21 protein-coding genes are annotated in these 25,773 nt (G+C 62.1%); 10 read left to right on the top strand and 11 right to left on the bottom strand.

Annotated elements, in window-relative coordinates; all coding sequences use genetic code 11:
- Positions 1–68: 68 nt before the first annotated feature.
- On the bottom strand, positions 69–740 hold the full coding sequence (rpiA, locus tag ACIPL0_RS01485) for a ribose-5-phosphate isomerase RpiA (protein ID WP_400594446.1): 672 nt from the start codon (positions 738–740) through the stop codon (positions 69–71).
- Between the two features lie 248 nt (positions 741–988).
- Here rpiA and ilvA point away from each other — a divergent pair, with 248 nt between their 5' ends.
- Both ilvA and ACIPL0_RS01475 read left to right on the top strand, forming a co-directional pair.
- Positions 989–2,503, top strand: a complete 1,515-nt coding sequence (gene ilvA / locus ACIPL0_RS01480) for a threonine ammonia-lyase, biosynthetic (protein ID WP_400594449.1) — start codon at positions 989–991, stop codon at positions 2,501–2,503.
- Positions 2,504–2,725: 222 nt separating this feature from the next.
- The gene (locus ACIPL0_RS01475) at positions 2,726–3,154 is read left to right on the top strand and encodes a DUF2269 family protein (RefSeq protein ID WP_400594452.1); all 429 of its coding nucleotides are present in this window, start codon (positions 2,726–2,728) and stop codon (positions 3,152–3,154) included.
- Positions 3,155–3,300: 146 nt separating this feature from the next.
- On the opposite strand, the gene ACIPL0_RS01470 is transcribed toward ACIPL0_RS01475, so the two are convergent.
- Positions 3,301–3,957, bottom strand: coding sequence for an HAD family hydrolase (locus ACIPL0_RS01470; protein ID WP_400594455.1), 657 nt, complete (start codon positions 3,955–3,957; stop codon positions 3,301–3,303).
- A gap of 165 nt (positions 3,958–4,122) precedes the next feature.
- Here ACIPL0_RS01470 and ACIPL0_RS01465 point away from each other — a divergent pair, with 165 nt between their 5' ends.
- Together ACIPL0_RS01465 and ptsP are read left to right on the top strand one after the other, a co-directional pair.
- Entirely contained in the window at positions 4,123–4,602 is a 480-nt protein-coding gene (locus ACIPL0_RS01465) for an RNA pyrophosphohydrolase (RefSeq protein WP_062379340.1), read from the top strand.
- Positions 4,603–4,623: 21 nt separating this feature from the next.
- Complete coding sequence (gene ptsP / locus ACIPL0_RS01460) at positions 4,624–6,903, top strand: phosphoenolpyruvate--protein phosphotransferase (protein WP_400594458.1); 2,280 nt, start codon at positions 4,624–4,626, stop codon at positions 6,901–6,903.
- A gap of 263 nt (positions 6,904–7,166) precedes the next feature.
- Here the strand turns inward: ptsP and ACIPL0_RS01455 are convergent, their stop codons facing one another.
- Positions 7,167–7,913: an NRDE family protein gene (locus ACIPL0_RS01455; protein WP_400594461.1), complete on the bottom strand. Its 747-nt coding sequence runs from the start codon at positions 7,911–7,913 to the stop codon at positions 7,167–7,169.
- A 117-nt stretch (positions 7,914–8,030) separates the two neighbouring features.
- Here ACIPL0_RS01455 and ACIPL0_RS01450 point away from each other — a divergent pair, with 117 nt between their 5' ends.
- The 5 genes from ACIPL0_RS01450 (at position 8,031) to ACIPL0_RS01430 (ending at position 13,899) form a co-directional block, all read left to right on the top strand.
- Positions 8,031–8,813, top strand: a complete 783-nt coding sequence (locus ACIPL0_RS01450; protein WP_400594464.1) for a sulfite exporter TauE/SafE family protein — start codon at positions 8,031–8,033, stop codon at positions 8,811–8,813.
- A gap of 38 nt (positions 8,814–8,851) precedes the next feature.
- A complete protein-coding gene (lgt, locus tag ACIPL0_RS01445; RefSeq protein WP_400594466.1) occupies positions 8,852–9,664 on the top strand; it encodes a prolipoprotein diacylglyceryl transferase in 813 nt (270 codons plus the stop codon).
- 74 nt (positions 9,665–9,738) lie between these two features.
- Positions 9,739–10,572 (top strand): thymidylate synthase, encoded by an 834-nt coding sequence (locus ACIPL0_RS01440; protein WP_400594468.1) that lies wholly within the window; start codon positions 9,739–9,741, stop codon positions 10,570–10,572.
- A gap of 435 nt (positions 10,573–11,007) precedes the next feature.
- Entirely contained in the window at positions 11,008–12,165 is a 1,158-nt protein-coding gene (cfa, locus tag ACIPL0_RS01435) for a cyclopropane fatty acyl phospholipid synthase (RefSeq protein ID WP_400594471.1), read from the top strand.
- Between the two features lie 285 nt (positions 12,166–12,450).
- Entirely contained in the window at positions 12,451–13,899 is a 1,449-nt protein-coding gene (locus ACIPL0_RS01430) for a catalase (protein WP_400594474.1), read from the top strand.
- A 182-nt stretch (positions 13,900–14,081) separates the two neighbouring features.
- Here the strand turns inward: ACIPL0_RS01430 and cadR are convergent, their stop codons facing one another.
- Positions 14,082–14,540: a Cd(II)/Pb(II)-responsive transcriptional regulator gene (gene cadR, locus ACIPL0_RS01425; RefSeq protein ID WP_400594477.1), complete on the bottom strand. Its 459-nt coding sequence runs from the start codon at positions 14,538–14,540 to the stop codon at positions 14,082–14,084.
- 83 nt (positions 14,541–14,623) lie between these two features.
- Here cadR and ACIPL0_RS01420 point away from each other — a divergent pair, with 83 nt between their 5' ends.
- Positions 14,624–16,927, top strand: coding sequence for a heavy metal translocating P-type ATPase (locus ACIPL0_RS01420; protein WP_400594480.1), 2,304 nt, complete (start codon positions 14,624–14,626; stop codon positions 16,925–16,927).
- A 149-nt stretch (positions 16,928–17,076) separates the two neighbouring features.
- On the opposite strand, the gene hutG is transcribed toward ACIPL0_RS01420, so the two are convergent.
- The 7 genes from hutG to ACIPL0_RS01385 all read right to left on the bottom strand — a co-directional run bounded on the left by hutG (position 17,077) and on the right by ACIPL0_RS01385 (position 25,753).
- Complete coding sequence (gene hutG / locus ACIPL0_RS01415; protein ID WP_400594483.1) at positions 17,077–17,880, bottom strand: N-formylglutamate deformylase; 804 nt, start codon at positions 17,878–17,880, stop codon at positions 17,077–17,079.
- A gap of 13 nt (positions 17,881–17,893) precedes the next feature.
- Positions 17,894–19,099, bottom strand: coding sequence for an imidazolonepropionase (gene hutI, locus ACIPL0_RS01410; protein ID WP_400594486.1), 1,206 nt, complete (start codon positions 19,097–19,099; stop codon positions 17,894–17,896).
- Positions 19,100–19,275: 176 nt separating this feature from the next.
- Complete coding sequence (locus ACIPL0_RS01405; protein ID WP_400594489.1) at positions 19,276–20,670, bottom strand: amino acid permease; 1,395 nt, start codon at positions 20,668–20,670, stop codon at positions 19,276–19,278.
- Positions 20,671–20,874: 204 nt separating this feature from the next.
- Positions 20,875–22,425 carry a histidine ammonia-lyase gene (gene hutH, locus ACIPL0_RS01400; protein WP_400594492.1) on the bottom strand — a complete coding sequence of 517 codons (1,551 nt, stop codon included), beginning with the start codon at positions 22,423–22,425 and terminating at the stop codon, positions 20,875–20,877.
- Positions 22,422–24,056, bottom strand: a complete 1,635-nt coding sequence (hutH, locus tag ACIPL0_RS01395) for a histidine ammonia-lyase (protein WP_400594495.1) — start codon at positions 24,054–24,056, stop codon at positions 22,422–22,424. Before hutH (ACIPL0_RS01395) ends, hutH (ACIPL0_RS01400) begins: the two co-directional genes overlap by 4 nt.
- A gap of 18 nt (positions 24,057–24,074) precedes the next feature.
- Positions 24,075–24,905: a glycine betaine/L-proline ABC transporter ATP-binding protein gene (locus ACIPL0_RS01390; protein WP_400594498.1), complete on the bottom strand. Its 831-nt coding sequence runs from the start codon at positions 24,903–24,905 to the stop codon at positions 24,075–24,077.
- On the bottom strand, positions 24,902–25,753 hold the full coding sequence (locus ACIPL0_RS01385; protein WP_400594501.1) for an ABC transporter permease: 852 nt from the start codon (positions 25,751–25,753) through the stop codon (positions 24,902–24,904). The genes ACIPL0_RS01390 and ACIPL0_RS01385 overlap by 4 nt, the downstream gene beginning before the upstream one ends.
- Positions 25,754–25,773: the final 20 nt, after the last annotated feature.

Here is a 25,773-nt window from a genome sequence, read left to right as displayed (position 1 = left end):
GTCAGGCGCATCAATATTGACTGATACACCGCTGTTCGCCAGCAAGCCGGCTCTTGTGTTATGGGTGCTTACCGGGTCAGGGTTTTCACGCCTTCCTGAGTGCCCAGCAGCAGCAGGTCAGCCGGACGGGCCGCGAACAGGCCGTTGGTGACGACGCCGACGATGGCGTTGATCTGCGCTTCCAGCGTCACCGGGTCGGTGATGCTCATGTTGTGCACGTCGAGGATGATGTTGCCGTTGTCGGTGATCACGCCTTCGCGGTACACCGGGTCGCCGCCCAGTTTCACCAGCTCGCGGGCCACGTGGCTGCGCGCCATCGGAATCACTTCGACCGGCAGCGGGAACGCGCCGAGCACCGGCACCAGCTTGCTGCCGTCGGCGATACAGATGAAGGTTCTAGCGACGGCCGCCACGATCTTCTCGCGGGTCAGGGCTGCGCCGCCGCCTTTGATCAGGTTCAGCTTGTCGTCACTCTCGTCGGCGCCGTCGACGTAGAACTCCAGGTTGCTGACAGTGTTCAGCTCATACACCGGAATGCCGTGGCCCTTCAGGCGGGCAGCGGTGGCTTCGGAGCTGGCGACTGCGCCGTCGAAAGCGCCCTTGTGCTGAGCCAGCGCGTCGATGAAGCAGTTGGCGGTGGAGCCAGTGCCGACGCCGACGATGCTCTTGTCGTCGAGTTTCGGAAGGATGAAGTCGACAGCGGCCTGGGCAACGGCCTGTTTGAGTTGATCCTGGGTCATGCGGGTGGGCTCCAGTGGTAAATGCCCTTGTAGGAGCGCGCTTGCCCGCGATTGCATTCTGTCTGTCACGCTAGCGGTGGCAGGACGGCACAATCGCGGGCAAGCGCGCTCCTACAGGGGGTAGCGATACGCCGAGGGGCGGCATTATAGCGGCATGCGCGGGCTAAAACCCGAGTCTTCGTGTGGTCGTCCGTCTGGACGCGGAGTAGACTTCTCGGCCTTGCCCTTTCGCCAGTGATGCTTTCCCGATGCTCGAACAGTACGTCAAGAAAATCCTCACTTCCCGCGTCTACGACGTCGCCGTGGAAACCCCGCTGCAAGGCGCCCGTCAGCTGTCCGAGCGCCTTGGCAACCAGGTGCTGCTCAAGCGCGAAGACCTGCAGCCGGTGTTTTCCTTCAAGATCCGCGGCGCCTACAACAAGCTGGCGCAGTTGAGCGCGGAAGAACTGGCCCGTGGCGTGGTCACTGCCTCGGCCGGCAACCATGCCCAGGGTCTGGCGCTGGCGGCGAAGAAACTGGGGATCAAGGCGACCATCGTCATGCCCAAGACCACCCCGGAGATCAAGGTCGAGGGCGTGCGTTCGCGCGGTGGTAAGGTGGTGCTGCATGGGGATTCTTTCCCCGAAGCACTGGCGCATTCGCTGAAGCTGGTCGAGGAAAAGGGCTACGTCTACATCCACCCCTATGATGACCCGGACACCATCGCCGGTCAGGGCACGGTGGCGATGGAAATCCTCCGTCAGCACCCGGGGCGTCTGGACGCGATCTTTGTGCCGGTCGGCGGCGGCGGGCTGATTGCCGGCATCGCCGCGTACGTCAAATACCTGCGCCCCGAGATCAAGGTGATCGGCGTCGAGCCGGACGACTCCAACTGCCTGCAACAGGCCATGGCTTACGGCGAGCGTGTGGTGCTGCAACAGGTCGGGCTGTTCGCCGATGGCGTGGCGGTGGCGCAGATCGGCCAGCACACCTTTGACATCTGCAAGGATTACGTCGACGAGGTGCTCACCGTCAGCACCGATGAAATCTGCGCGGCGATCAAGGACATCTACGACGACACCCGTTCGATCACCGAGCCGGCTGGCGCGCTGGGCGCGGCGGGGATCAAGAAATACGTCGAGCAGTACGGCGTCAGCGGGCAAACGCTGGTGGCCATCGAATCCGGCGCCAACGTCAACTTCGACCGCCTGCGCCACGTCGCCGAACGCGCCGAGCTGGGCGAAGGCCGCGAAGCGATCATTGCCGTGACCATCCCCGAGCAGCCAGGCAGCTTCAAGGCCTTCTGCGAAGCGGTGGGCAAGCGCCAGATCACCGAATTCAACTACCGCTACCACACCGACCGCGAGGCGCACATCTTCGTCGGCGTGCAGACCCATCCGGAAAACGACCCGCGCAAGGCGCTGATCGCCAGCCTCACCGAACAGGGTTTCCCGGTGCTGGACCTGACCGACAACGAACTGGCCAAACTGCACCTGCGGCACATGGTCGGCGGACATTCCGAGCGGGTGAATGATGAAGTGGTGTTCCGCTTCGAATTCCCCGAGCGGCCGGGTGCGCTGTTCAACTTCCTCAACAAACTGGGCGGCAAGTGGAATATCTCGATGTTCCACTACCGCAACCACGGCGCCGCCGACGGCCGCGTGGTCGCCGGGCTGGTGGTGCCAGAGGAAGAACGGCATCTAGTGCCGCAGGCGCTGGCCGAGATCGGTTATCCGTATTGGGATGAAACCCATAACCCGGCGTACAAGTTGTTTCTGGGTTGATGCGAAGGTGACCTGATGGCCCTTTGTAGGAGCTGGCTTGTCCTGCGACCGGCGGGGAACCCGTCGTAAAACCTGAAAATGCGGTCTGCCTGTCACACCGCGTGTGGTGAATTTACGACTGCTGCGCAGCCGGTCGCGGGACAAGCCCGGCTCCTACACGGTACGCGTTGAGGGGCAGGCTGCTACGCTGAAAACACGGCCTTATAAAGGAAGCGTATCGCCATGGAACACTTCGCCGCCCTGAAAATCCTGCACATGGTCACCACCGCGCTGCTGTTTATCGGCGGCCTGGCGCTGGCGGTATGGATCATCCGCGGGCGCCGGGCAGGGGATCTGACCGTGCAGAACCGCGCCATGCAACGCCCCTGGGCATTTGTCTGGCTGTTGATGGGGTTGTGCCTGTTAGTCCTGCCAATCAGTGGCTGGTGGCTGGTGCATTACGCCGGCTGGTCGCTGGGGCAGACCTGGCTGCTGGCTGCCAGCGTGCTGTACACCTTCGGCGCCCTGAGCTGGGCCTGGCTGGCTGTGCGGGTCAACCGTCTGCGCCGGCCAGTCATCGTCGGCAACGGCAAGTTCACCCTGGCGCTGGCGATATTCAGTGCTGTCTGTTTTATCGCCATTGCCGGATTGATGGGCGCCAAGCCTGTGTAGATCAGTGGTCCGGGGTGTGCAGCCTGTAGCGGTCCGGCTTGCCGGCAGGTGCGTTTTTGAAATGGCTATCGCGAGCAAGCTCACTCCTACAGGGAGGCAGCGATCTTTGTAGGAGTGAGCTTGCTCGCGATGGGTTTTGGGTCAATTCAACCGCGCAGCGAAATCACCGGCCAGCCACGACGGATCGCTTCGGCGCGCAGTTTTTCGTCCGGGTCCACGGCCACCGGGTTGGCGACTTGCTCCAGCAGCGGCAGGTCGTTCATCGAGTCGCTGTAGAAGTAGCTGTCGTCCAGATTGAAGCCGTTCTCTTCGATCCAGCGATTCAGGCGAGTCACCTTGCCTTCTCGGAAGCACGGCACGTCGGTGGTGCGGCCAGTGTAGCGGCCGTCAATGATTTCGCATTCGGTCGCCAGCAGGGTGTCGATGCCCAGGCGGGCCACGATCGGCGCGGTGACGAAACGGTTGGTCGCGGTGATCACCACCAGCTTGTCGCCGGCGTCGCGGTGTTTGGCGATCAGGGCCATGGCCTTGGGCAAGATCAATGGCTCGACGCAGTCGCGCATAAAGTCATTGTGCCACTCGTCGAGTTGCGCCATCTCGGTGCGGCCGAGGATTTCCAGGCTGAAGTTCAGGTAATCGGTCAGATTCAGGGTGCCGGCCAAGTAGTCCTGATAGAACGCATCGTTGCGTGCTTTATAGGCTTCGCCGTCGAGAATGCCGCGTTCGCACAGGTAGTCGCCCCAGGCGTGATCGCTGTCGCCGCCGAGAAGGGTGTTGTCGAGGTCGAAGAGTGCCAGGCGCATGGGGTTACTCGCTGAAATGGCTGGAAAAAGAGCACAAGAATACGAGGTTTCATCAAGAGACTGCATCTATTAATGCTGTTGTCGCGATAAGCTGTTGCGGGCTCGTTGCTGCCCTCACGATCTTTGTGGAACAATGCGGCGACATGCGTTTGCGAGGTTGTGGCCGTGATCGACCCCGATGGTTTCCGCCCTAATGTCGGGATTATTCTGACAAATGATGCTGGCCAGGTCTTATGGGCTCGCCGGATCAATCAAGATGCCTGGCAGTTTCCGCAAGGGGGTATCAACCCTCAGGAAACGCCGGAAGACGCGCTCTATCGTGAATTGAATGAAGAAGTCGGGCTGGAACGGCACGATGTTGAAATTCTTGCCTGCACCCGTGGCTGGTTGCGCTATCGTCTGCCGCAACGTCTGGTTCGTACCCACAGCCAGCCGCTGTGTATCGGCCAGAAGCAAAAATGGTTTCTCCTGCGCCTGATCTCCAACGAGCAGCGGGTGCGGATGGATTTGACCGGTAAACCGGAGTTCGATGGCTGGCGCTGGGTCAGCTATTGGTATCCGTTGGGCCAGGTGGTGACATTCAAGCGCGAAGTGTATCGCCGCGCACTCAAAGAGCTTGCCCCGCGCCTGTTGGCGCGCGACTGACACGGAGTTCGACCCCGAGCCATGCTCAATACGCTGCGCAAGATCGTCCAGGAAGTTAACTCCGCCAAGGATCTCAAGGCGGCGTTGGGGATTATTGTGTTACGCGTCAAGGAGGCCATGAGCAGCCAGGTCTGCTCGGTCTATTTGCTCGATCCCGACACCAACCGCTTCGTGCTGATGGCCACCGAAGGCCTGAACAAGCGTTCCATCGGCAAGGTCAGCATGGCCCCCAACGAAGGCCTGGTTGGCCTGGTCGGTACCCGGGAAGAGCCGCTGAACCTGGAAAACGCCGCTGATCACCCGCGTTATCGCTACTTTGCCGAAACTGGTGAGGAGCGTTACGCGTCGTTCCTCGGCGCTCCGATCATCCACCACCGGCGTGTGGTCGGCGTTCTGGTCATCCAGCAAAAGGAACGCCGTCAGTTCGACGAGGGCGAAGAAGCTTTCCTGGTGACCATGAGCGCGCAGCTGGCCGGGGTTATCGCCCATGCCGAGGCGACCGGCTCGATCCGTGGTCTGGACCGTCAGGGCAAGGGGATTCAGGAAGCCAAGTTCGTCGGCGTGCCGGGTTCACCGGGCGCAGCGGTGGGCACGGCGCTGGTGGTATTGCCGCCGGCTGATCTGGAGGTGGTGCCGGACAAGACCGTCACCGACATCGACGCCGAACTCAAATTGTTCCAGAACGCCCTTGAGGGCGTTCGTAGCGACATGCGTACGCTTTCGGCGAAGTTGGCTACGCAATTGCGCCCTGAAGAGCGCGCGCTGTTCGACGTTTACCTGATGATGCTCGACGATGCGTCGCTCGGCAGTGAAGTCACTAACGTCATCAAGACCGGTCAGTGGGCTCAGGGCGCACTGCGTTCGGTGGTCACCGAGCACGTCAACCGCTTCGAACTGATGGACGACGATTACCTGCGCGAGCGGGCGTCGGACGTCAAGGATCTGGGCCGCCGTCTGCTGGCCTATCTGCAGGAAGAGCGTCAGCAGGCGCTGGTCTATCCCGACAACACCATTCTGGTCAGTGAAGAACTGACGCCGGCCATGCTCGGTGAGGTGCCGGAAGGCAAGCTGGTCGGCTTGGTGTCGGTATTGGGTTCGGGTAACTCCCATGTCGCGATTCTGGCCCGTGCCATGGGCATTCCGACGGTCATGGGCGCGGTCGACCTGCCGTATTCCAAGGTCGACGGCATCGAGCTGATCGTCGATGGCTACCACGGCGAGGTCTACACCAACCCCAGCGACGTCCTGCGCAAGCAATACGGCGATGTGGTCGAAGAAGAACGGCAACTGGCCCAGGGCCTTGACGCCCTGCGCGAACTGCCCTGCGTGACCCTCGACGGTCACCGCATGCCACTGTGGGTCAACACCGGCCTGCTGGCTGACGTGGCACGCGCGCAGCAGCGCGGGGCCGAAGGTGTTGGTCTGTACCGCACCGAAGTGCCGTTCATGATCAACCAGCGCTTCCCGAGCGAAAAAGAGCAGCTGGCGATCTACCGCGAGCAACTGGCCGCGTTCCATCCGCTGCCGGTGACCATGCGTACGCTGGATATCGGCGGGGACAAGGCGCTGTCGTACTTCCCGATCAAAGAGGACAACCCGTTCCTGGGCTGGCGCGGCATTCGCGTCACCCTCGATCACCCGGAAATCTTCCTGGTGCAGACTCGCGCCATGCTCAAGGCCAGTGAAGGCCTGAACAACCTGCGCATTCTGCTGCCGATGATCTCCGGCACTCACGAAACCGAAGAAGCCCTGCATCTGATCCACCGGGCCTGGGGTGAAGTGCGCGACGAAGGCACCGATGTGCCGATGCCGCCAGTGGGCGTGATGATCGAAGTCCCGGCGGCGGTCTATCAGACCCGCGAGCTGGCGCGTCAGGTGGACTTCCTGTCGGTAGGCTCCAACGACCTGACCCAGTATTTGCTGGCGGTCGACCGCAACAACCCGCGAGTGGCCGATCTCTACGATTACCTGCATCCGGCGGTACTGCAGGCGCTGCAGAACGTTGTTCGCGACGCTCACGCCGAAGGCAAGCCGGTCAGCATCTGCGGCGAGATGGCCGGTGATCCGGCGGCGGCGGTGTTGTTGATGGCGATGGGTTTCGACAGCCTGTCGATGAACGCCACCAACTTGCCGAAAGTGAAATGGATGCTGCGTCAGGTCAACCTGAGCAAGGCCAAAGAGCTGCTGGCGCAGCTGATGAACAACGACAACCCGCAGGTCATCAGTTCTTCGCTGCAACTGGCGCTGAAAAACCTGGGTCTGGGTCGGATGATCAATCCGGGGTCGGTCAAGGGTCACTGATACCGAGTGCCTTCTCCGTAGCAGTCCGGCTTGTCGGCGGTGGCATCCTCAAGACCGCCGACGCTGGTAAGCCATGCTGCTACAAGTGCGTTTCCAGTGCGGTTTTTGATTCTGGCCGCAGGCCGTGGGAGGGAGCTCTGCTCGCGAAAGCGCCAGGGCAGCCAACACGGTATTGACTGGGCCTACGCCTTCGCGAGCAGGGCTCCCTCCCACAACATTCATCAGCCTGTTTTGCCAACGGTGTAGTCAGGTCGATGGTTGTTTCACAGCTTGATCTCAACCTCTCCCAATCGCCCGCCATACGGCCCGAAGCTGTGTTCGATCAATCGTCGGCTGCCATCCGCCGCGACGATCAGCACCGTGCTCGCCCGCGTGCCGTAGTTGGTGCTGGAGATAAACACGCTGGACAGCAGCTTTTCCGTGTTCAGCCCGACGCCGGTATCCGGCAGCTCGGCATCGGGAGCGGCTGTGGGGTCGGCAAGAAAGCCAAACAGCGCCTCAGGCTGTGGATTGTCCAGTTGCGCCGACAATGCCGAGCGCGCCTTTACCAGCTTCGGCCAGGGCGTATCGAGGCCGGCGTTGGACAGGCCATACACACCTGCTTCAAGACGGCGCGGGGTTCGCTCGGCGCCGCTGAGGAAATGCAGGGCCTGGCGATCACCCACCAGCAGGTTGAAGCCACTGTATTCAGCCGAGCGCCCGGCGACCTCACGCAGGTAGTCGTCAACCGACAGAGAGCCGGTCAAAAACTGCGCAACCAACTCACCTCGAGAGCGTCGGCCCAATGGCTGGCCGGGATTGCGGATGTTGGTCAGCGCAGCAAAGCGTCCGTCGGCATTCACGCCTAGCCATGTGCCACCTGCTTCCAGATCACGCCCGGCATATACTTGCGGGGTGTCTTCCCACTGCGCCAACGGCAGGGTGGGACGGGCGTAGAATTCGTCGCGGTTGGCCGCCAATACCAGTGGCAGCGCGTGCGAAGGGCGCCAGGCGAAGACGATCAGGCACATGCGGGAGCTCCTTTTTTTCGCCACTGTACGCAGAGTACGAACGGACATCCATCGCGCGCGGCTAGAGAGGATGGGTCCGGTCCGGTAACATGCCGCACTGATTTTTGGGGAGCTCCCATGGAATTTCCGCTTTATTTGCTGCTGGGCGCCTGTGCCGGCGTGCTTGCTGGCCTGTTTGGCGTGGGCGGCGGCATCATCATCGTCCCCGTGCTGGTGTTCAGTTTCACCGTGCAGGGTTTCGACAGCTCGGTGCTGACTCACCTGGCCGTCGGCACATCACTGGCGACCATCGTCTTTACCTCGATGCTGTCGGTGCGCGCGCACCATCGCATGGGCGCCGTGCGCTGGGCGGTATTCGCCTGGATGACCGTAGGGATCCTGATCGGCGCCGGGCTGGGTTCGTTGACCGCCAGTTACATTGCCGGCCCGAACCTGCAAAAGATCATCGGCGTGTTCGCCATTCTCGTGGCGATCCAGATGGCCCTGGACATCAAACCCAAGGCCAGTCGCGGCATCCCCGGCAAACCCGGGCTGACCGCTGCCGGTGTGGTGATCGGCTGGGCGTCGGCGATTTTCGGTATCGGCGGCGGTTCGCTGACCGTGCCGTTCCTGACCTGGCGCAGCCTGACCATGCAACAGGCGGTGGCTACCTCATCGGCCTGTGGCTTTCCCATTGCGGTGGCCAGTGCGATAAGTTTCATGATTCTTGGGTGGCACGATCCGCTGCTGCCACCGCATAGTCTCGGTTTCGTGTACCTGCCGGCCCTCGTCGGCATCGCGGTGACCAGCATGTTTTTCGCCCGCTTCGGCGCGAAACTGGCGCACAAGCTGTCGCCCAAGGTACTGAAACGACTGTTCGCGCTGTTGCTGGTGGTCGTGGGGACCAGTTTTCTGATTTGATCCGGCGCTCGACGAGCGTCGCAATTTAAGGAGTCGCAATGCTGCCTTACCCGCAGATTGACCCGGTAGCCGTGGCCATCGGTCCGCTGCAAATTCACTGGTACGGCCTGATGTATCTGGTCGGTATCGGCAGCGCCTGGTTTCTCGCCTCGCGCCGTCTGAATCGCTTCGACCCGACATGGACCAAGGAAAAACTCTCGGACATGATTTTCTGGGTCGCCATGGGCGTGATCGTCGGTGGCCGGCTGGGTTACGTGCTGTTCTATGACCTGCCGAACTACGTCGCCAACCCGCTGCTGATCTTTGAAGTGTGGAAGGGCGGCATGGCGTTCCACGGCGGATTCATCGGGGTGATGATCGCCACGTACTGGTTCGGCAAGCGCAATGGCAAGTCGTTCTTCCAGCTGATGGACTTCATCGCGCCGATGGTGCCGATCGGTCTGGGCGCCGGGCGTATCGGCAACTTCATCAACGGCGAGCTGTGGGGCAAACCGACCGATCTGCCGTGGGCCATGGTCTTCCCGCCGTTCAGCGACCCTGCGCAGTTGCCGCGTCACCCGTCGCAGCTGTACCAGTTCGCGCTGGAAGGTGTAGCGCTGTTCGTCATTCTCTATTTCTTCTCGCGCAAGCCGCGTCCGACCATGGCCGTGTCCGGCATGTTCGCGCTGTTCTACGGGATCTTCCGCTTCGTCGTCGAGTTCGTCCGCGTACCGGACGCGCAGCTCGGTTATCTGGCCTGGGGCTGGGTCACCATGGGCCAGATTCTCAGCCTGCCGATGATCATCGGCGGTCTGGTACTGATCTGGCTGGCCTATCACCGCGCACCGACTGCCGACAAAGCCGCGGCCTGATGCGCCGTACACCGTTTTGATGTGCCGGCCCCACGGGGCCGGCAGATTCACCGATACACAGAGGGCCGCTGGCCATGAAGCAATACCTTGAACTGTTACAGGACGTCATCGCCAACGGCACCCGCAAAGGCGACCGTACCGGCACCGGCACCACTGCGGTGTTTGGCCGGCAAATCCGGCACAACCTGGCCAACGGCTTTCCGCTGCTGACCACCAAGAAGCTGCACTTCAAAAGCATCGCCAACGAGCTGATCTGGATGCTCAGCGGCAACACCAACACCAAGTGGCTCAACGAGAATGGCGTGACCATCTGGGACGAGTGGGCCACCGAAGACGGCGACCTGGGCCCGGTGTACGGCGCGCAGTGGACTGGCTGGCCGACCAAGGACGGCGGCAAGATCAACCAGATCGACTACATGGTCGACTGCCTGAAGAACAACCCGAACAGCCGGCGCATCCTGTTTCATGGCTGGAACACCGAATACCTGCCGGACGAGAAACTGTCGCCTCAGGAAAACGTCAAGGCTGGCCGTCAGGCACTGGCCGTGTGTCACCTGCTGTATCAGGCCTTCGTCGCGGACGGCAAGTTGTCGATGCAGTTGTACATCCGCAGTTCCGATGTGTTCCTCGGTCTGCCGTACAACATCGCGGCGCTGGCGTTGCTGACTCACATGCTGGCGCAGCAGTGCGACCTGATCCCCCACGAGATCATCGTCAGCCTGGGCGATACCCATGCTTATTCGAACCACGAAGAGCAGATCGCCACGCAACTGACCCGTACGCCGAAGCAGCTGCCGCAGTTGAAGATCAACCGTCGCCCGGACAGCATCTACGACTACCGCTTCGAAGACTTCGAGATCGTCGGCTACGACGCCGATCCGAACATCAAGGCGCCTGTGGCCGTCTGATCCCTCCGGCGCAACGCGCTCCCCTGTAGGAGCTGGCTTGCCCTGCGACCGGCGGGGTACCCGTCGTAAAATCTGTGCATGCGGTGTACCCGACACTACCAATGCGTATGGTTTTACGACTGCTCCGCAGTCGGTCGCAGGACAAGCCAGCTCCTACAGGTCCTCCGACAAATCCAATATCTAATAAAAACCGCACAATTGGACTATGTTCGAACCGGTTAAAACTCTATCGGTCTTTCATACGTTGGTTTAATTGAAGTTGGCATTGTTGCAATCAAGTAATAAGTGTATTGCCGAATTGTAAACAAATTGATTCGATAGATATTTTCAATCTATTGATCGAATCAATTGAGTTTAAATCCGTGGATTAGTTGGCATATAGTCGGGACTTCCCCATAAGTCTTTAGCCTGACAACGCGCCTGGAATAACCCTCCATGACCACGACGAACTTCAGCACTGACACGTACTCCGCTCACACCTCCGGCCTCTATCGCACCGCCTCTCGCATCCTCAACGCAGCGGGTATCCAGATCAATGGCTCGGCCCCCTCGGACATTCGCTTCAACGGTCCCGGTGTCCTGGAAAGGGCGTTTGCGCAGGGCAACCTCGGACTGGGCGAGGCCTACATGGACGGGCAGTGGGACAGTGATCACCTGGACGAGTTTTTCCACCGGCTGCTGAAAACCGGCATGACCGACGACGTGAAACCGCTGCGCCTGGTGTTCTACGCACTGATGGCGAAGTTCATGAACCGGCAGAACATCAAACGCTCCAAGACCGTCGGCGAAGTCCACTACGACCTGGGCAACGCGTTCTACGGGAAGATGCTCGACTCGCGCATGACCTACACCTGTGGCTATTGGGAAAACGCCAGTAACCTGGAAGAGGCCCAGGCCGCCAAGCTCGACCTGATCTGCCGCAAACTGCAACTCAAGCCGGGCATGCGCGTGCTCGACATCGGTTGTGGTTGGGGCAGTTTCATGAGTTATGCAGCCGAGCACTATGGGGTCGAAGCGGTGGGGGTGAGTATCTCCAAAGAGCAGATCGCCTGGGCCAAAGAGCGCTACAAACACTTGCCACTGGAGTTCCGCTTTCAAGACTATCGCGAACTCGACGAACAGTTCGACGCCATTGCCAGCGTCGGCATGTTTGAACATGTCGGCCGTAAAAATCATCGTGAATACATGGAGTTAGCGCATCGTTGCCTGAAGCCGGGCGGATTGTTCCTGTTGCATACCATCGGCAAGAATCAGCGCAACTCTTATCCTGACCCGTGGATCGACAAATATATATTCCCCAACGGCGACCTGCCTTCAATCGGGCAAATGGGCGACGCCATGGACGGGCTGTTTGTCGTCGAGGATTTGCATAACTTCGGCGCGGACTACGACAAGACGCTGATGGCCTGGCATGACAACTTCATGAAGGCCTGGCCACAGTTCGAGGAGCAACTGGGCGAGCGTTTCTTCCGCATGTGGCGCTATTACCTGCTGTCCTGCGCCGGCGCCTTCCGCGCCCGTGATATTCAGTTGTGGCAATGGGTGCTGTCCAAGGGCGGCGTACCGCACGGGTATCACCGCAGCAAAATCTGACCCCCCCTCAAACTGTAGGAGTGAGCTTGCTCGCGATAGCGTTTTTTCGGACACCATGTTGGTGTCTGAGTTGACGCATCGCGAGCAAGCTCACTCCTACAAATTCCCGTTCGTCGTACTTTGCTATCGAGCAAGCATTTTTCGATTGGTATTCCCTATCAACCCTGTACTGACTCCCAATGAGCCATCACAGCGGTTTTTCCTTATCGTTCTTCACATCGGACAGACAAAGGTCGGCTTCAGCAGAGGTCGCCCACACCAGTGACCCCTGTGGAGAGAACGCACATGAGTAACAAACTGACGACCGCTTTCGGCGCCCCTGTAGTCGATAATCAGAACATCCAGACCGCCGGCCCCAATGGCCCGGCCCTGCTGCAGGATGTCTGGTTCCTGGAAAAACTGGCGCACTTCGATCGTGAAGTCATCCCGGAGCGTCGCATGCACGCCAAGGGCTCGGGCGCGTTCGGCACCTTCACCGTGACCCACGACATCACGCCATACACCCGCGCGAAAATCTTCTCCGAAGTCGGCAAGAAAACCGAAATGTTCGCCCGCTTCTCCACCGTGGCCGGTGAGCGTGGCGCTGCGGACGCCGAGCGTGACATTCGCGGTTTCGCCCTGAAGTTTTACACCGAAGAAGGCAACTGGGACCTGGTCGGTAACAACACGCCAGTGTTCTTCCTGCGCGACCCGCTGAAATTCCCGGACCTGAACCACGCGGTGAAACGCGATCCGCGCACCGGCATGCGCAGCGCCGAGAACAACTGGGATTTCTGGACGCAACTGCCGGAGTCCTTCCACCAGGTGACCATCGTCATGAGCGAACGCGGCATCCCGCGCAGCTACCGTGAGATGCACGGCTTTGGCAGCCACACCTACAGTTTCCTCAACGCGCAACATGAGCGGTTCTGGGTCAAGTTCCACTTCGTCTCGCAGCAGGGCATCGCCAACCTGAGCGACGCCGAGGCTGGCGCCGTGGTGGGCAACGACCGCGAATCCCATCACCGCGACCTCTACGACAACATCGAAAAGGGCAATTTCCCGCGCTGGAAACTGTTCGTGCAGATCATGCCGGAGAAGGAGGCGGGCGCTTACCACATCAACCCGTTCGACCTGACCAAGGTCTGGCCGAAAGCCGACTATCCACTGATCGAGGTGGGCTTCTTCGAACTGAACCGCAACCCGGAAAACAACTTCGCCGATGTCGAGCAGGCTGCATTCGCGCCGTCCAACGTCGTGCCCGGCATCAGCTTCTCGCCGGACAAGATGCTGCAAGGCCGTCTGTTTTCCTACGGCGACGCCCAGCGCTACCGCCTGAGCGTCAACTACCACCAGATTCCGGTGAACTCGCCGAAGGCCGCGCTGCACGTCAACAGCTACCACCGCGACGGCCTGATGCGCATCGACGGTAACCGCGGCGGCATGACCTCGTACGAGCCCAACACCAAGGGCGCGTTCCAGGAGCAGCCGGACTTCCGTGAGCCGCCGCTGTCCATCGAAGGCGCGGCGGGGCACTGGAACCATCGGGTCGACGATGACTACTTCTCGCAGCCGGGCAACCTGTTCCGCAACATGACCGCGCAGGAGAAACAGTCGCTGTTCGACAACACCGCCCGTGCGTTGCGCGGCGTGTCGGCCCCGATCATCGCCCTGCACATCAAGCACTGCACCCTGGCCGACCCGGAGTATGGCGCGGGTGTGACCGAGGCGGTGGAGCGGATTCATCGCGGCTGATGGGTGTTGAATGAAAACCCCCGACCTGCCGGACAGGTCGGGGGTGTTGTTTTACACGCGCCTCTTTGTAGGAGTGAGCTTGCTCGCGATGGCGTTATGTCAGATACATCGTTGTGTATGGGATATCGATATCGCGAGCAAGCTCACTCCTACACTGGACGGTGGTGCGTGGTCTAGACGATTCAATGCCCATGGCTACGCCCGACATGGGAATGCTCGACATCCGCCGCCACCACGCCGCCGCTGACCTCCAGCCGGTCGAGAATCCCGCAATGATCCGGCGCCCCTTCGCTGCAACGCTGGCGCAGATCGACTAGCTGCTCCTGCAGTGCCTGCAGGCTGGCGATCCGCGCGCTGACGTGCTGGATGTGCTCGTCGATCAGCGCATTGACGCTCTGACACTGGTCCTGCGGGCTGTCGCGCAACGCCAGCAGGCTGCGGATTTCGTCGAGGGTCATGTCCAGGCTGCGGCAGTTGCGGATGAAGGTCAGTCGCTCGACATGTTCCTGGGTGTACAGCCGGTAATTGCCTTCGCTGCGGGCGGGTTCGGCCAGTAAGCCCTCGCGCTCGTAGTAGCGGATGGTTTCCACGGGGCAGTCGGTGAGTTTCGCCAACTCGCCGATCTTGAACGATGCACTCATGATCCGATCTCGTTTTTGAGGCTTGACCCTATAGTGGCTACAGGGTGTTCACTTGGCAACAAGCACACCAAGAGACTCAAGCGATGAGTGACTCTGTACACAGACATTCCCCGCAGGACCATGCCGGCCACGATCATGCCGGCCATGACCATGCTTCCCACAAGCACGGCTCCCATGATCACGGGCCCGTGAAATTCACCCCTGTCGGCAAGCATGACCACGGCGCTCATTCCTGCTGCTCCCACGACAGCGCGCCTGCCGTGGTGACCGTGGGCAGCGTTGCCAGCGACACGGCGCAACTGAGCCGTTTCCGCATCGAAGCCATGGACTGCCCGACCGAGCAGACGCTGATTCAGAACAAGCTCGGCAAGATGTCCGGCATTCAGAAGCTGGAGTTCAACCTGATCAACCGCGTGCTGGGGGTCTGGCACGAACTGCCATCGACCGAGCCGATCCGCGAGGCCATCGGTTCGTTGGGGATGCAGGCTGAGCCAATGAACGAAGGCGCGCAGGCTCAGCCAGCGACCTCGGCACCGGCGAAGAAGGCCTGGTGGCCGCTGGCGTTGTCCGGTGTCACCGCCGTGGCGGCAGAAGTCGTGCATTTCACCAGCGCCGCACCGAACTGGGTGGTGGCGTTGATTGCGCTGATCTCGATCACCAGTTGCGGCCTGACCACCTACAAGAAGGGCTGGATTGCCCTGAAAAACCGCAACCTCAACATCAACGCGCTGATGAGCATTGCCGTGACCGGCGCGGTGTTGATCGGGCAATGGCCGGAAGCGGCGATGGTGATGTTTCTGTTCACCGTCGCCGAACTGATCGAAGCGCGCTCGCTGGACCGCGCACGCAATGCCATCAGCGGTCTCATGCAACTGACCCCGGAAACCGCCACTGTTCAGCAGGACGGCGAGTGGCGCGACATTGAGGTGGCCAAGGTGGCGCTGGGCAGCGTCGTGCGCGTGCGTCCCGGCGAGCGTATCGCGCTGGACGGTGAGGTGCTGGCCGGTCAGTCCAGTGTCGATCAGGCGCCGATCACCGGCGAGAGTCTGCCGGTGGAGAAGTCCGTGGGCGACAAGCTGTTCGCCGGCACCATCAACCAGGCCGGCTCGCTGGAGTACAAGGTCACCGCAGCGGCGAACAATTCGACGCTGGCGCGGATCATTCATGCGGTGGAAGCGGCGCAAGGCGCGCGGGCGCCGACTCAGCGTTTCGTCGACAGCTTCTCGAAGGTCTACACCCCGGCGGTGTTTGTGCTGGCGCTGGCGGTGGCGGTGATTCCGCCGCTGTTCATGGGCGCAGTCTGGTTCGACTGGATCTACCGCGCGCTGGTGCTGCTGGTGGTGGCGTGCCCGTGTGCGCTGGTGATTTCCACCCCGGTGAGCATCGTCAGCGGACTGGCCGCAGCGGCGCGCAAGGGCATTCTGGTCAAGGGTGGCGTTTATCTGGAAATGGGCCACAAGCTCGATTACCTGGCGCTGGACAAGACCGGCACCCTGACCCACGGCAAGCCGGTGCAGACCGATTACGTGCTGCTCGACGAGACGCTGGGCGAACGCGCGCTGGTGATTTCCGCGAGTCTGGCCGGACGTTCCGATCACCCGGTTTCCCAAGCGATTGCCAAGGCTGCCGTCGATCAACCCACGCTGGCGGTCGAGGCTTTTGCCGCGCTGGGTGGGCTGGGAGTGAAAGGCGAGGTCGAAGGCCGTTTGTACCACTTGGGCAATCACCGCCTGTTACACGAATCCGGGCTGTGTTCGCCGCAACTGGAAACCCGGTTGGAAGCGCTGGAAAGCCAGGGCAAAACCGTCGTTCTGCTGTTCGATGGCTCTGGCCCGCTGGCGTTGTTCGCCGTGGCCGACACGGTCAAGGAGAGCAGCCGCGAAGCGATCGCGCAGTTGCATGCGATGGGGGTGAAAACCCTGATGCTGACCGGCGATAACCCGCACACCGCTCAGGCCATTGCCACGCAAGTAGGGATCGATCAGGCGCAGGGCAATCTGCTGCCGTCGGACAAGCTGCAAGCCATCGAGACGCTGTACGCACAGCAGCACCGGGTCGGCATGGTCGGTGACGGTATCAACGACGCACCGGCGCTGGCGCGAGCGGAGATCGGCTTTGCCATGGCGGCTGCCGGCACTGACACGGCCATCGAAACCGCCGATGTGGCGCTGATGGATGACGACTTGCGCAAGATCCCGGCGTTCATCCGCCTGTCTCGCGACACGGCGGCGGTGCTCAGGCAGAACATTGCCCTGGCGCTGGTGATCAAGGCGATCTTTCTGGCGGTGACCTTTGCGGGCATGGCGACCATGTGGATGGCGGTGTTCGCCGACATGGGCGTGAGTCTGCTGGTGGTGTTCAACGGGTTGCGGTTGTTGCGCAAGTAAGGGCGCTGCACGGTGCATGGGACACTTGTGGGAGCCGGCTTGCTGGCGAATGTGTCAGGTCAGACGCTGCAGTAGCAATTGACCCAATGCCTTCGCCAGCAAGCCGGCTCCCACGGCCTTCGGCCCGAAGCAGGCCGGTGGTCTGTCGATTACTTGCCGTAGGTTTCCCGACCCCAATCGATCATGCCCTGCAGCACTGCCTTCAGCACCTCGCGCGTCGGTTCGGCCAGGTCGGCGCGGTAGTTGAACGGCGCGAACTCTTCCATGTAGGTGCTCTGCGCCAGCTCCAGTTGCACGGCGTGGATGTGCTCGGCCGGAGCGCCGTAATGGCGAGTGATGTGGCCGCCCTTGAAGCGTCCGTTGAGCACATGGCTGTAGTCGCTGGCAGCGGCGCAGGTGGCCTCCAGGCGTTTGGCCAGGCTTTCATCGCAGCTGGCGCCGTTGAAGGTGCCGAGGTTGAAGTCCGGCAGACGACCGTCGAACAGATGCGGGATATGGCCGCGAATCGAGTGGGCGTCGAACAGCAGGGCGTAGCCGAACTCATCGCGCAGGCGCTCCAGCTCGTTGCGCAGCGTGTCGTGGTACGGCGTCCAGATTTTCTCCAGATAGCTGGCGCGCTCTTCCTTGTTCGGTTCCAGACCGGCCTTGAACAGCGGATCGCCTTCGAACAGCGTCGATGGATACAGCCCGGTGGTGGCGCCGGCATACAGCGGCTTGTCGTCGGACGGTCGATTGAGGTCGATGACGAAGCGCGAATACTCGGCGGCCAGCACGCTGGCACCCAGGTCGTGGGCGAAGTCGTACAGGCGCGGGATGTGCCAGTCGGTGTCCGGCAGGCCGACGGCGTCGTCCACCAGCCCTTCGCGTACGACCGGGGTCAGTTGCAGGCCGGGGTGCGGCATGCTGATCAGCAGCGGCACGCGACCGCGAGTGAAGCTCAGAACCTTGTCCACGTTGTTCTCCCGATTAGAAATGGCTTTCTGCGCCGTGACGCACGACGCGTTTGTCCAGGTTGCCACCCATCCAGTAGCTGAGGTCGGCAGGTCGTTCGATGTTCCAGGCCACGAAGTCGGCGACCTTGCCGACTTCCAGCGAACCGTGGCTGTCGGCCAACCCCAGTGCCTGGGCGGCATGAATCGTCGCGCCGGCCAAGGCTTCTTCCGGGGTCATGCGGAACAGCGTGCAGGCCATGTTCAACATCAGGCGCAGCGACAGGCCCGGCGAGGTGCCGGGGTTGAGGTCGGTGGCGATGGCGATCTTCACGCCGTGTTTGCGCAGGGCGTCCATGGGCGGCAACTGGGTTTCACGCAGAAAGTAGAACGCCCCCGGCAGCAGCACGGCGACGGTGCCGGACTCGGCCATGGCGATGGCGTCTTCTTCGGTCATGAACTCCAGGTGGTCCGCCGACAGCGCCTGATAGCGCGCGGCCAGGCTGGAGCCGTGCAGCGACGACAGTTGCTCGGCGTGCAGCTTCACCGGCAGGCGCAGTTCCCGGGCCTTGATAAATACCTGCTCGACCTGCTCCGGCGAAAACGCCAGGTACTCGCAGAAGGCGTCGACCGCATCAACCAGTTTCTCTTCGGCCAGCGCCGGCAGCATCTCGGTGCAGATGTGGCCGATGTAATCGTCGGATCGATCCTTGTATTCCGGCGGCAGGGCATGGGCAGCCAGGCAGGTGCTGCGCACGGTGACCGGCAGTTTCTCGCCGAGCTGGCGGGCGACCCGCAGCATCTTGCGTTCGTTGGTCAGGTCCAGACCGTAGCCGGACTTGATCTCCACGGTGGTCACGCCGTCCTTGAGCAGGTGCAGCAGACGCTGTTCGGCGCTGGCGAAAAGCTGTTCTTCGCTGGCCGCGCGGGTGGCGCGCACGGTGCTGGCGATACCGCCGCCGGCGGCGGCAATTTCGGCATAACTGACGCCTTGCAGGCGCTGTTCGAATTCGCTGCTGCGATTGCCACCGAACACGGTGTGAGTGTGGCAATCGATCAGCCCTGGCGTGACCCAGGCGCCGTTCAGGTCGACGCGCTGGGCATCAGGCTGATCCGGCAACTCGCCGCGAGGGCCGATCCAGGCAATGTGCGCGCCTTCGGTGACGATGGCGGCGTCTTCGATGATCGAGTACGTGCCGTGGGTCATGGTTGCGGCGTGGCAGTTATGCCAGAGCGTTTTCATCAGTGCCTCCAGTGAGCAAGGTAAATTCTGTGGATGCTGGTCATTCAGATGATCTGCCATGGCATGGAGAGCGAGTGTCTGTGGGAGCCGGCTTGCTGGCGAACTGCGGTGTGTCAGCAAAGAAAAAGGTGCTGACCCAACGCTTTCGCCAGCAAGCCGGCTCCCACAGAATGGCCTCAGCCATTTGATCCGCTTTCGACCATGTTTTGTTTAGGCTTCACCCACAGCCGATAAGCGATCACCAGCAACGCAATCCACACCACGCCGACGATCAGCGCGGGGCGGGTGTCCTCGACGTAACCGAGCACGGCGAACACGAACACCATGAACGCCGTGGCGGCGATCGGGGCGACGGGCCAGAACGGCACGGGGAATTTCAGTTGCGCGACTTCGTCGGCGCTCATCGAGCGGCGCATGGCGATCTGGGTCAGCTGGATCATCAGCCACACCCACACCGTGGCGAAGGTGGCGATGGCGGCGATCAGCAGGAACACGTTTTCCGGAATCAGGTAGTTGAGCACCACGCCGCAGAGCAGGGCGGCGGCCATCACCAGCACGGTCATCCACGGCACGCCCGCAGACGACAGCCTGGCGAAGCTTTTGGGCGCCTGGCCTTGTTGGGCCAGACCGAACAGCATGCGCCCGGCGCCGAAGATGTCGCTGTTGATCGCCGACACCGCTGCGGAGATCACCACGATATTGAGAATGGCCGCGGCGGAAGGGATGCCCAGCTTGTCGAAGATCTGCACGAACGGGCTGCCCTGGCTGCCGATCTGCTGCCACGGGTACAGCGACATCAGCACGAACAGGGTCAGCACGTAGAACAGCAGGATGCGCAGTGGCACGGCGTTGATCGCACGGGGGATCACGCGCTCCGGGTCTTTCGCTTCGCCGGCGGTGATGCCGATGATTTCGATGCCGCCAAAGGCGAACATCACCACGGCCAGCGCGGCGACCAGCCCGCCGATGCCGTTGGGCATGAAGCCGCCCTGGGTCCACAGGTTGCTGACGCTGCTGACGGTTTCACCCGGTACGTAACCGATGCCGAACATCAGAATGCCGGCGCCGGCAATGATCATGGTGACGATGGCGCCGACCTTGAGCAGCGACAGCCAGAATTCGGTTTCGCCAAACGCCTTGACGTTGCACAGATTCAGCGCGCCGATCAGGAATACGATGCCGAGCACCCAGATCCAGCGGGGTACTTCGGGAAACCAGAAACCCATGTAAATGCCGAATGCGGTGACGTCGGCCATCCCGACGATGATCATCTCGAAAGCGTAGGTCCAGCCGACGACGAAACCGGCCAGCGGACCCAGGTACATGCGGGCGTACTCGCTGAACGAGCCGGCCACCGGATGGCGCACGGCCATTTCGCCGAGCGCGCGCATGACCATGTACACCACGGCACCGGCAATCAGGTAGACCAGCAGCACGGCAGGGCCGGCCAGCTTGATCGCCGAAGCCGAGCCGTAGAACAGCCCGGTGCCGATGGCCGAACCCAGGGCCATGAAACGAATGTGGCGGGCGCTGAGCCCGCGTTTCAACTGTGTTGCGTTTTGCGGTGTCATCTCACTTTCCTAGTCTTTCTTTTGCTCTGAAATGTTTGCGGGTTCGGCTCCGAACACCTGTAGGAGTGAGCTTGCTCGCGATTGCGTAGTGTCAGTCGACATATCCGTTTCAGACAGATCGCGATCGCGAGCAAGCTCACTCCTACGGGGGTGATGCATTCCGCATTCATTTCAATGACAGGCCGTCCGCTGGCCTGTCCCCGATCAGAAGCTCGGCAGCAGGTCAGCAGACACCAGTTGGCTCAGGCAGTTGGAAGCCAGCAGCCCGGTGGCGGCCTCGATGTCAGGGGCGAAGAAGCGGTCTTTTTCGTAGAACGGGACCTTGCCGCGCAGGGTAGTGCGGGCAATTTCCAGTTTTTCCGAGGTCTTCAGACCATTGCGCAGGTCCAGCCCCTGACACGCAGCCAGCCATTCTACAGCCAGCACGCCACGGGTGTTTTCAGCCATTTCCCAAAGGCGCTTGCCGGCGGCCGGGGCCATCGACACGTGGTCTTCCTGGTTGGCCGAGGTCGGCAGGCTGTCGACGCTGTGCGGATGGGCCAAAGCCTTGTTCTCGCTGGCCAGTGCTGCAGCGGTCACCTGGGCGATCATGAAGCCGGAGTTGACGCCGCCATTGGCCACCAGGAACGGCGGCAATTGCGACATGTGCTTGTCCATCATCAGCGAGATGCGGCGCTCGCTCAGCGAGCCGATTTCGGCAATCGCCAGAGCGATGTTGTCAGCGGCCATGGCCACCGGCTCGGCGTGGAAGTTGCCACCGGAAATCACTTCGCCTTCGGCGGCGAACACCAGCGGGTTGTCGGACACCGCGTTGGACTCGACGGCCAGCACCTCGGCAGCCTGACGCAGCTGGGTCAGGCAGGCGCCCATGACCTGCGGCTGGCAGCGCAGCGAGTAGGGGTCCTGAACCTTGTCGCAGTCGCGATGGGATTCGGAGACTTCGCTACCGTCACCCAGCAGATCGCGGTACGCCGCAGCGGCGTCGATCTGGCCGCGCTGACCACGTGCGGCATGAATCCGCGCATCGAACGGCGAACGCGAGCCGAGCACGGCTTCGACGGTCAGCGCACCGCAGCTCAAGGCACCGGCGAACAGGTCTTCACCTTCAAACAGGCCGCGCAGGGCATAGGCGGTCGACACCTGAGTGCCGTTGAGCAGCGCCAGGCCTTCCTTGGCAGCCAGGGTCAGCGGCGTCAGGCCGGCCACCGCCAGCGCTTCCACGGCGTTGAGCCACTGGCCTTTGTGACGGGCCTTGCCTTCGCCCAGCAGCACCAGCGACATGTGCGCCAGCGGCGCGAGGTCGCCGGAGGCACCGACCGAACCTTTCAGCGGAATGTGCGGATACACCTCGGCGTTGACCAGCGCGATCAGCGCGTCGATCACCTGGCGGCGGATACCGGAGAAGCCACGGCTCAGGCTGTTGACCTTGAGCACCATGATCAGCCGGACCAGATCGTCGTCCAGCGGCTGGCCGACGCCGGCAGCGTGGGACAGCACCAGCGAGCGCTGCAGGTTTTCCAGGTCGGCGCTGGCGATGCGGGTCGAGGCCAGCAGGCCGAAACCGGTGTTGATGCCGTACGCCGTGCGGTTCTCGGCGAGGATCTGCTCGACGCAGGCCACGCTGTCTTCGATCTGCCGGTCGGCGCTGGCATCCAGCGTCAACTGCACGGGTTGCTGATAGATCGCGCGCAATTGCGCCAGGGTCAACTGGCCGGGGATCAGGTTCAGCGGGGTCGCCTTTTGGGTGTCGGTCACGATGCTACTCCTTCGTTGATATCGGTCGTCTTCTCGGGACTGGCTCCTGCCGGTCCGGCGCTTGTGGCGCTTGAGTTACGACGGTTGTTGAGCGGGTCGGCCGCGTAGTCGCGGCAGACCTGAAATACGGTTTCCAGGCACTCTTCATTCTTCAGCAGGGTCACGCTGCTGGCGATGTCCGGGGCCAGCCAGCGGTCTTCGTCATAGGCCGGCACGCGCTCACGCAGCAGTCGCCACGCGGCCTCGGTGCCGACGCCGAAGCGCGGTCCCTTGAAGAATTCGAAAGCCTGGGCGGCCAGCAGGTACTCGATGGCGAGAATCTGCGTGACGTTCTCCAGTACCTTGTGCAGCTTGAGCGCGGCGCTGGTGCCCATGCTCAGGTGGTCTTCCTGCAGGCCGGAGGTCACGTAGTTGTCGACAACCGCCGGTTGCGCCAACTGGCGGTTTTCGGCGCACAGCGACGCGGCGACGTACTGGACGATCATCATCCCGGAGTTGACCCCCGGCTGGCTGACAAGAAACGCTGGCAGGCCGCTGACGGTCGGGTTGATCAGACGGTCCAGACGGCGTTCGGCAATCGAGCCCAGCTCGGCCATGGCAATCGCCAGCAGGTCCGCCGCCAGCGCCACGGACTGGCCGTGGGGGTTGGCTTGGGACACCACGCGCCAGGCGTCCGGCGTGCCCAGCAGCAGCGGGTTGTCGGTGGCCGAGTTGAGTTCGGTTTCGATCTGCCGGGTAGCGTGGGCCAACTGGTCGCGGGTGGCGCCGTGGACCTGCGGAATCGAGCGGATGCTCAAGGCGTCCTGGGTGCGGATACCCTGACTGTTGGCCAGCACTTCGCTGCCCGCCAGCAGGCCGCGCAGGTTCTTGCCCACCTGCTGCATGCCGGGGTGCGGTTTGAGCGCGATGATGGTTTCGTCGAAGGCGTCGAGCTGACCGCGCAGGCCCTCGAAGGTCATGGCGCTGATCACGTCGGCCCACTGCATCAGGCGGCTGACGTCGGCGATGGCCAGGCAGCTGAGGCCGGTCATGCATGGCGTGCCGTTGACCAGACACAGGCCATCCTTGGCACCCAGTTCAACCGGGGCCAGACCTTCTTCGCTCAAGGCTTGCAAGGCTGACAGGGTCTGTCCGCGATAGCTCACCTGACCGACGCCGAGCAGCGCCACGCCGACGTGGGCCATGTGGGTCAGATAGCCCACCGAACCCTGGGACGGCACTTGCGGCGTGATGCGGTGATTGAGCAGGTTCAGCAGCGCCTGCACCACCTGCCGGTGAATGCCGGACTTGCCTTGGGTGTAGTTGATGATCGCGGCGCAGATGATCGCCCGGGTCTGTTCGTCGGGCAGTGCCGGGCCGACACCGCAGGCGTGGCTGAGCAGGGTGTTACGCGACAGCCGGCTCAGCTGTTCGTCCTGCAACGACACGTTGCACAGTGCGCCGAGGCCGGTGTTCACGCCATAGGCGCGCTCACCGCTGGCGACGATGCGCTGGACGATGCCCTGGGCGTTGTCGATGCGCGCCCAGGCGTTTTCCGACAGGCTCATGGTGGCGCCGTGACGGGCCACGGCGACCACGTCCTGCCAGGTGACCGGGGCCTCGCCGATGATGATCTGTTCTGCTCGCGACATGACTGCGGGTGTCCTTGCTTAAAGTGTCGCCACGCGCCGCTGCACGAAGCGATCGACGTATTCGTCGGCAGGCGAGTAGAGGATTTCTTTCGGTGTTCCGACCTGGATCAGGCGGCCGTCCTTGAGGATGGCGATGCGGTTGCCGATGCGTACGGCTTCGTCGAGGTCGTGGGTGATGAACACGATGGTTTTGTGCAGCGTGGCCTGCAGTTCCAGCAACTGGTCCTGCATCTCGGCGCGGATCAGCGGGTCGAGGGCGCTGAAGGCTTCGTCCATGAGGATGATGTCGGTGTCCGCCGCCAGGGCGCGGGCCAGACCGACACGTTGACGCATGCCGCCCGACAGTTGGTGCGGGTACTTCTTCTCGTAGCCCTTCAGGCCCACGGTGTTGATCCAGTGCTGGGCGCGCTCGGCGCATTGCGCCTTGCTTTCGCCGCGAATCGCCAGGCCGTAGGCGACGTTTTCGATCACGGTCTTGTGCGGCAGCAGGCCGAAGCTCTGGAACACCATGCTGATCTTGCGCCGACGGAAGTTGCGCAGGGCTTCCATGTCGTAGGTCAGGATGTTTTCGCCATCGACCAGAATCTCGCCGCTGGTCGGGTCGATCAGGCGGTTGAAGTGGCGCACCAGGGTCGATTTGCCGGAACCCGACAGGCCCATGATGACGAAGATTTCGCCGCTGCCGATGGACAGCGACAGGTCGTTGACCCCGACCACGCAGCCGGTCTGCGCCAGCACCTGGTCCTTGGTCTGCTTCTGCTTGACCATGCTCAGGGCTTCTTCGGCACGACCGCCGAAGATCTTGTAGACGTTTTTGACGACGATTTTATTCGGTTCGACGCTCATCATTTGCTCGCCTCATGCCGTGGGCGGCCATAGGCCTGCGTGATGCGATCGATCACGACCGCGAGGATGACGATGGCCAGACCCGCTTCCAGGCCGCGTCCGACGTTGAGGGTCTGAATGCCTACCAGCACGTCTTCGCCCAGGCCACGGGCGCCGATCATCGAGGCGATCACCACCATCGACAGGGCCATCATGGTGGTCTGGTTGATGCCGGCCATGATGCTCGGCAGGGCCAGCGGCAATTGCACGCCGAACAGCTGCTGCCAGCGGTTGGCGCCGAAGGCGTTGATCGCTTCCATGACCTCGCCGTCGACCTGACGGATGCCCAGATCGGTCAGACGGATCAGCGGTGGCGCGGCGTAGATCACGGTGGCGAAGATCGCCGGCACCTTGCCCAGGCCGAACAGCATCAGCACCGGAATCAGGTACACGAAGCTGGGCATGGTCTGCATGATGTCGAGCAGCGGCATCAGCACCGAACGCAGGCGGTTGCTGCGGGCCGAAAGAATGCCCAGCGGCACGCCGATCAGCACCGAAATGAAGGTGGCGACCAGCATCAGCGCCAGGGTCTGCATCAGCTTGTCCCACAGGCCCACGGCACCGACGAGAAACAGCAGACCGACGATCACGGCGGTGGTGGCGATCTTGCGGGTCGAGTGCCAGGCGATGATGCCGACAATCGCCAGCAACACCCACCATGGCGCGATGCGCAGCAGGCCTTCGAGTTTGACGATGGCCCACAGCAGCGTGTCGGAGATGTGCCGGAACACGTCGCCGTAGTTGGTGACCAGTTTGTCGACCCAGTCGTTGACCCAGTCGGCGATGGAGAACGTGAAGCTTTCGGGGAACATAAGGTTTTTCTCGATCAAGT

Origin of the sequence: Pseudomonas sp. NPDC090208, from assembly GCF_044746785.1 — a bacterium.
In the GTDB taxonomy this organism is placed as follows: Bacteria; Pseudomonadota; Gammaproteobacteria; order Pseudomonadales; family Pseudomonadaceae; genus Aquipseudomonas.
Note: the sequence above shows the minus strand (reverse complement) of the source record. Positions and strands in the feature narration are given on the sequence as shown.

What these genes read in the sequence shown, in the direction of transcription:
- hutH (WP_400594495.1), bottom strand. Translation starts at nt 24,056, where the DNA reads ATGTCGCGAGCAGAACAGATCATCATCGGCGAGGCCCCGGTCACCTGG.
- ACIPL0_RS01430 (WP_400594474.1), top strand. Translation starts at nt 12,451, where the DNA reads ATGAGTAACAAACTGACGACCGCTTTCGGCGCCCCTGTAGTCGATAAT.
- lgt (WP_400594466.1), top strand. Translation starts at nt 8,852, where the DNA reads ATGCTGCCTTACCCGCAGATTGACCCGGTAGCCGTGGCCATCGGTCCG.
- rpiA (WP_400594446.1), bottom strand. Translation starts at nt 740, where the DNA reads ATGACCCAGGATCAACTCAAACAGGCCGTTGCCCAGGCCGCTGTCGAC.
- ACIPL0_RS01475 (WP_400594452.1), top strand. Translation starts at nt 2,726, where the DNA reads ATGGAACACTTCGCCGCCCTGAAAATCCTGCACATGGTCACCACCGCG.
- ACIPL0_RS01405 (WP_400594489.1), bottom strand. Translation starts at nt 20,670, where the DNA reads ATGACACCGCAAAACGCAACACAGTTGAAACGCGGGCTCAGCGCCCGC.
- hutI (WP_400594486.1), bottom strand. Translation starts at nt 19,099, where the DNA reads ATGAAAACGCTCTGGCATAACTGCCACGCCGCAACCATGACCCACGGC.
- ilvA (WP_400594449.1), top strand. Translation starts at nt 989, where the DNA reads ATGCTCGAACAGTACGTCAAGAAAATCCTCACTTCCCGCGTCTACGAC.
- ptsP (WP_400594458.1), top strand. Translation starts at nt 4,624, where the DNA reads ATGCTCAATACGCTGCGCAAGATCGTCCAGGAAGTTAACTCCGCCAAG.
- ACIPL0_RS01470 (WP_400594455.1), bottom strand. Translation starts at nt 3,957, where the DNA reads ATGCGCCTGGCACTCTTCGACCTCGACAACACCCTTCTCGGCGGCGAC.
- cfa (WP_400594471.1), top strand. Translation starts at nt 11,008, where the DNA reads ATGACCACGACGAACTTCAGCACTGACACGTACTCCGCTCACACCTCC.
- cadR (WP_400594477.1), bottom strand. Translation starts at nt 14,540, where the DNA reads ATGAGTGCATCGTTCAAGATCGGCGAGTTGGCGAAACTCACCGACTGC.
- ACIPL0_RS01450 (WP_400594464.1), top strand. Translation starts at nt 8,031, where the DNA reads ATGGAATTTCCGCTTTATTTGCTGCTGGGCGCCTGTGCCGGCGTGCTT.
- ACIPL0_RS01455 (WP_400594461.1), bottom strand. Translation starts at nt 7,913, where the DNA reads ATGTGCCTGATCGTCTTCGCCTGGCGCCCTTCGCACGCGCTGCCACTG.
- ACIPL0_RS01420 (WP_400594480.1), top strand. Translation starts at nt 14,624, where the DNA reads ATGAGTGACTCTGTACACAGACATTCCCCGCAGGACCATGCCGGCCAC.
- ACIPL0_RS01390 (WP_400594498.1), bottom strand. Translation starts at nt 24,905, where the DNA reads ATGATGAGCGTCGAACCGAATAAAATCGTCGTCAAAAACGTCTACAAG.
- ACIPL0_RS01440 (WP_400594468.1), top strand. Translation starts at nt 9,739, where the DNA reads ATGAAGCAATACCTTGAACTGTTACAGGACGTCATCGCCAACGGCACC.
- ACIPL0_RS01385 (WP_400594501.1), bottom strand. Translation starts at nt 25,753, where the DNA reads ATGTTCCCCGAAAGCTTCACGTTCTCCATCGCCGACTGGGTCAACGAC.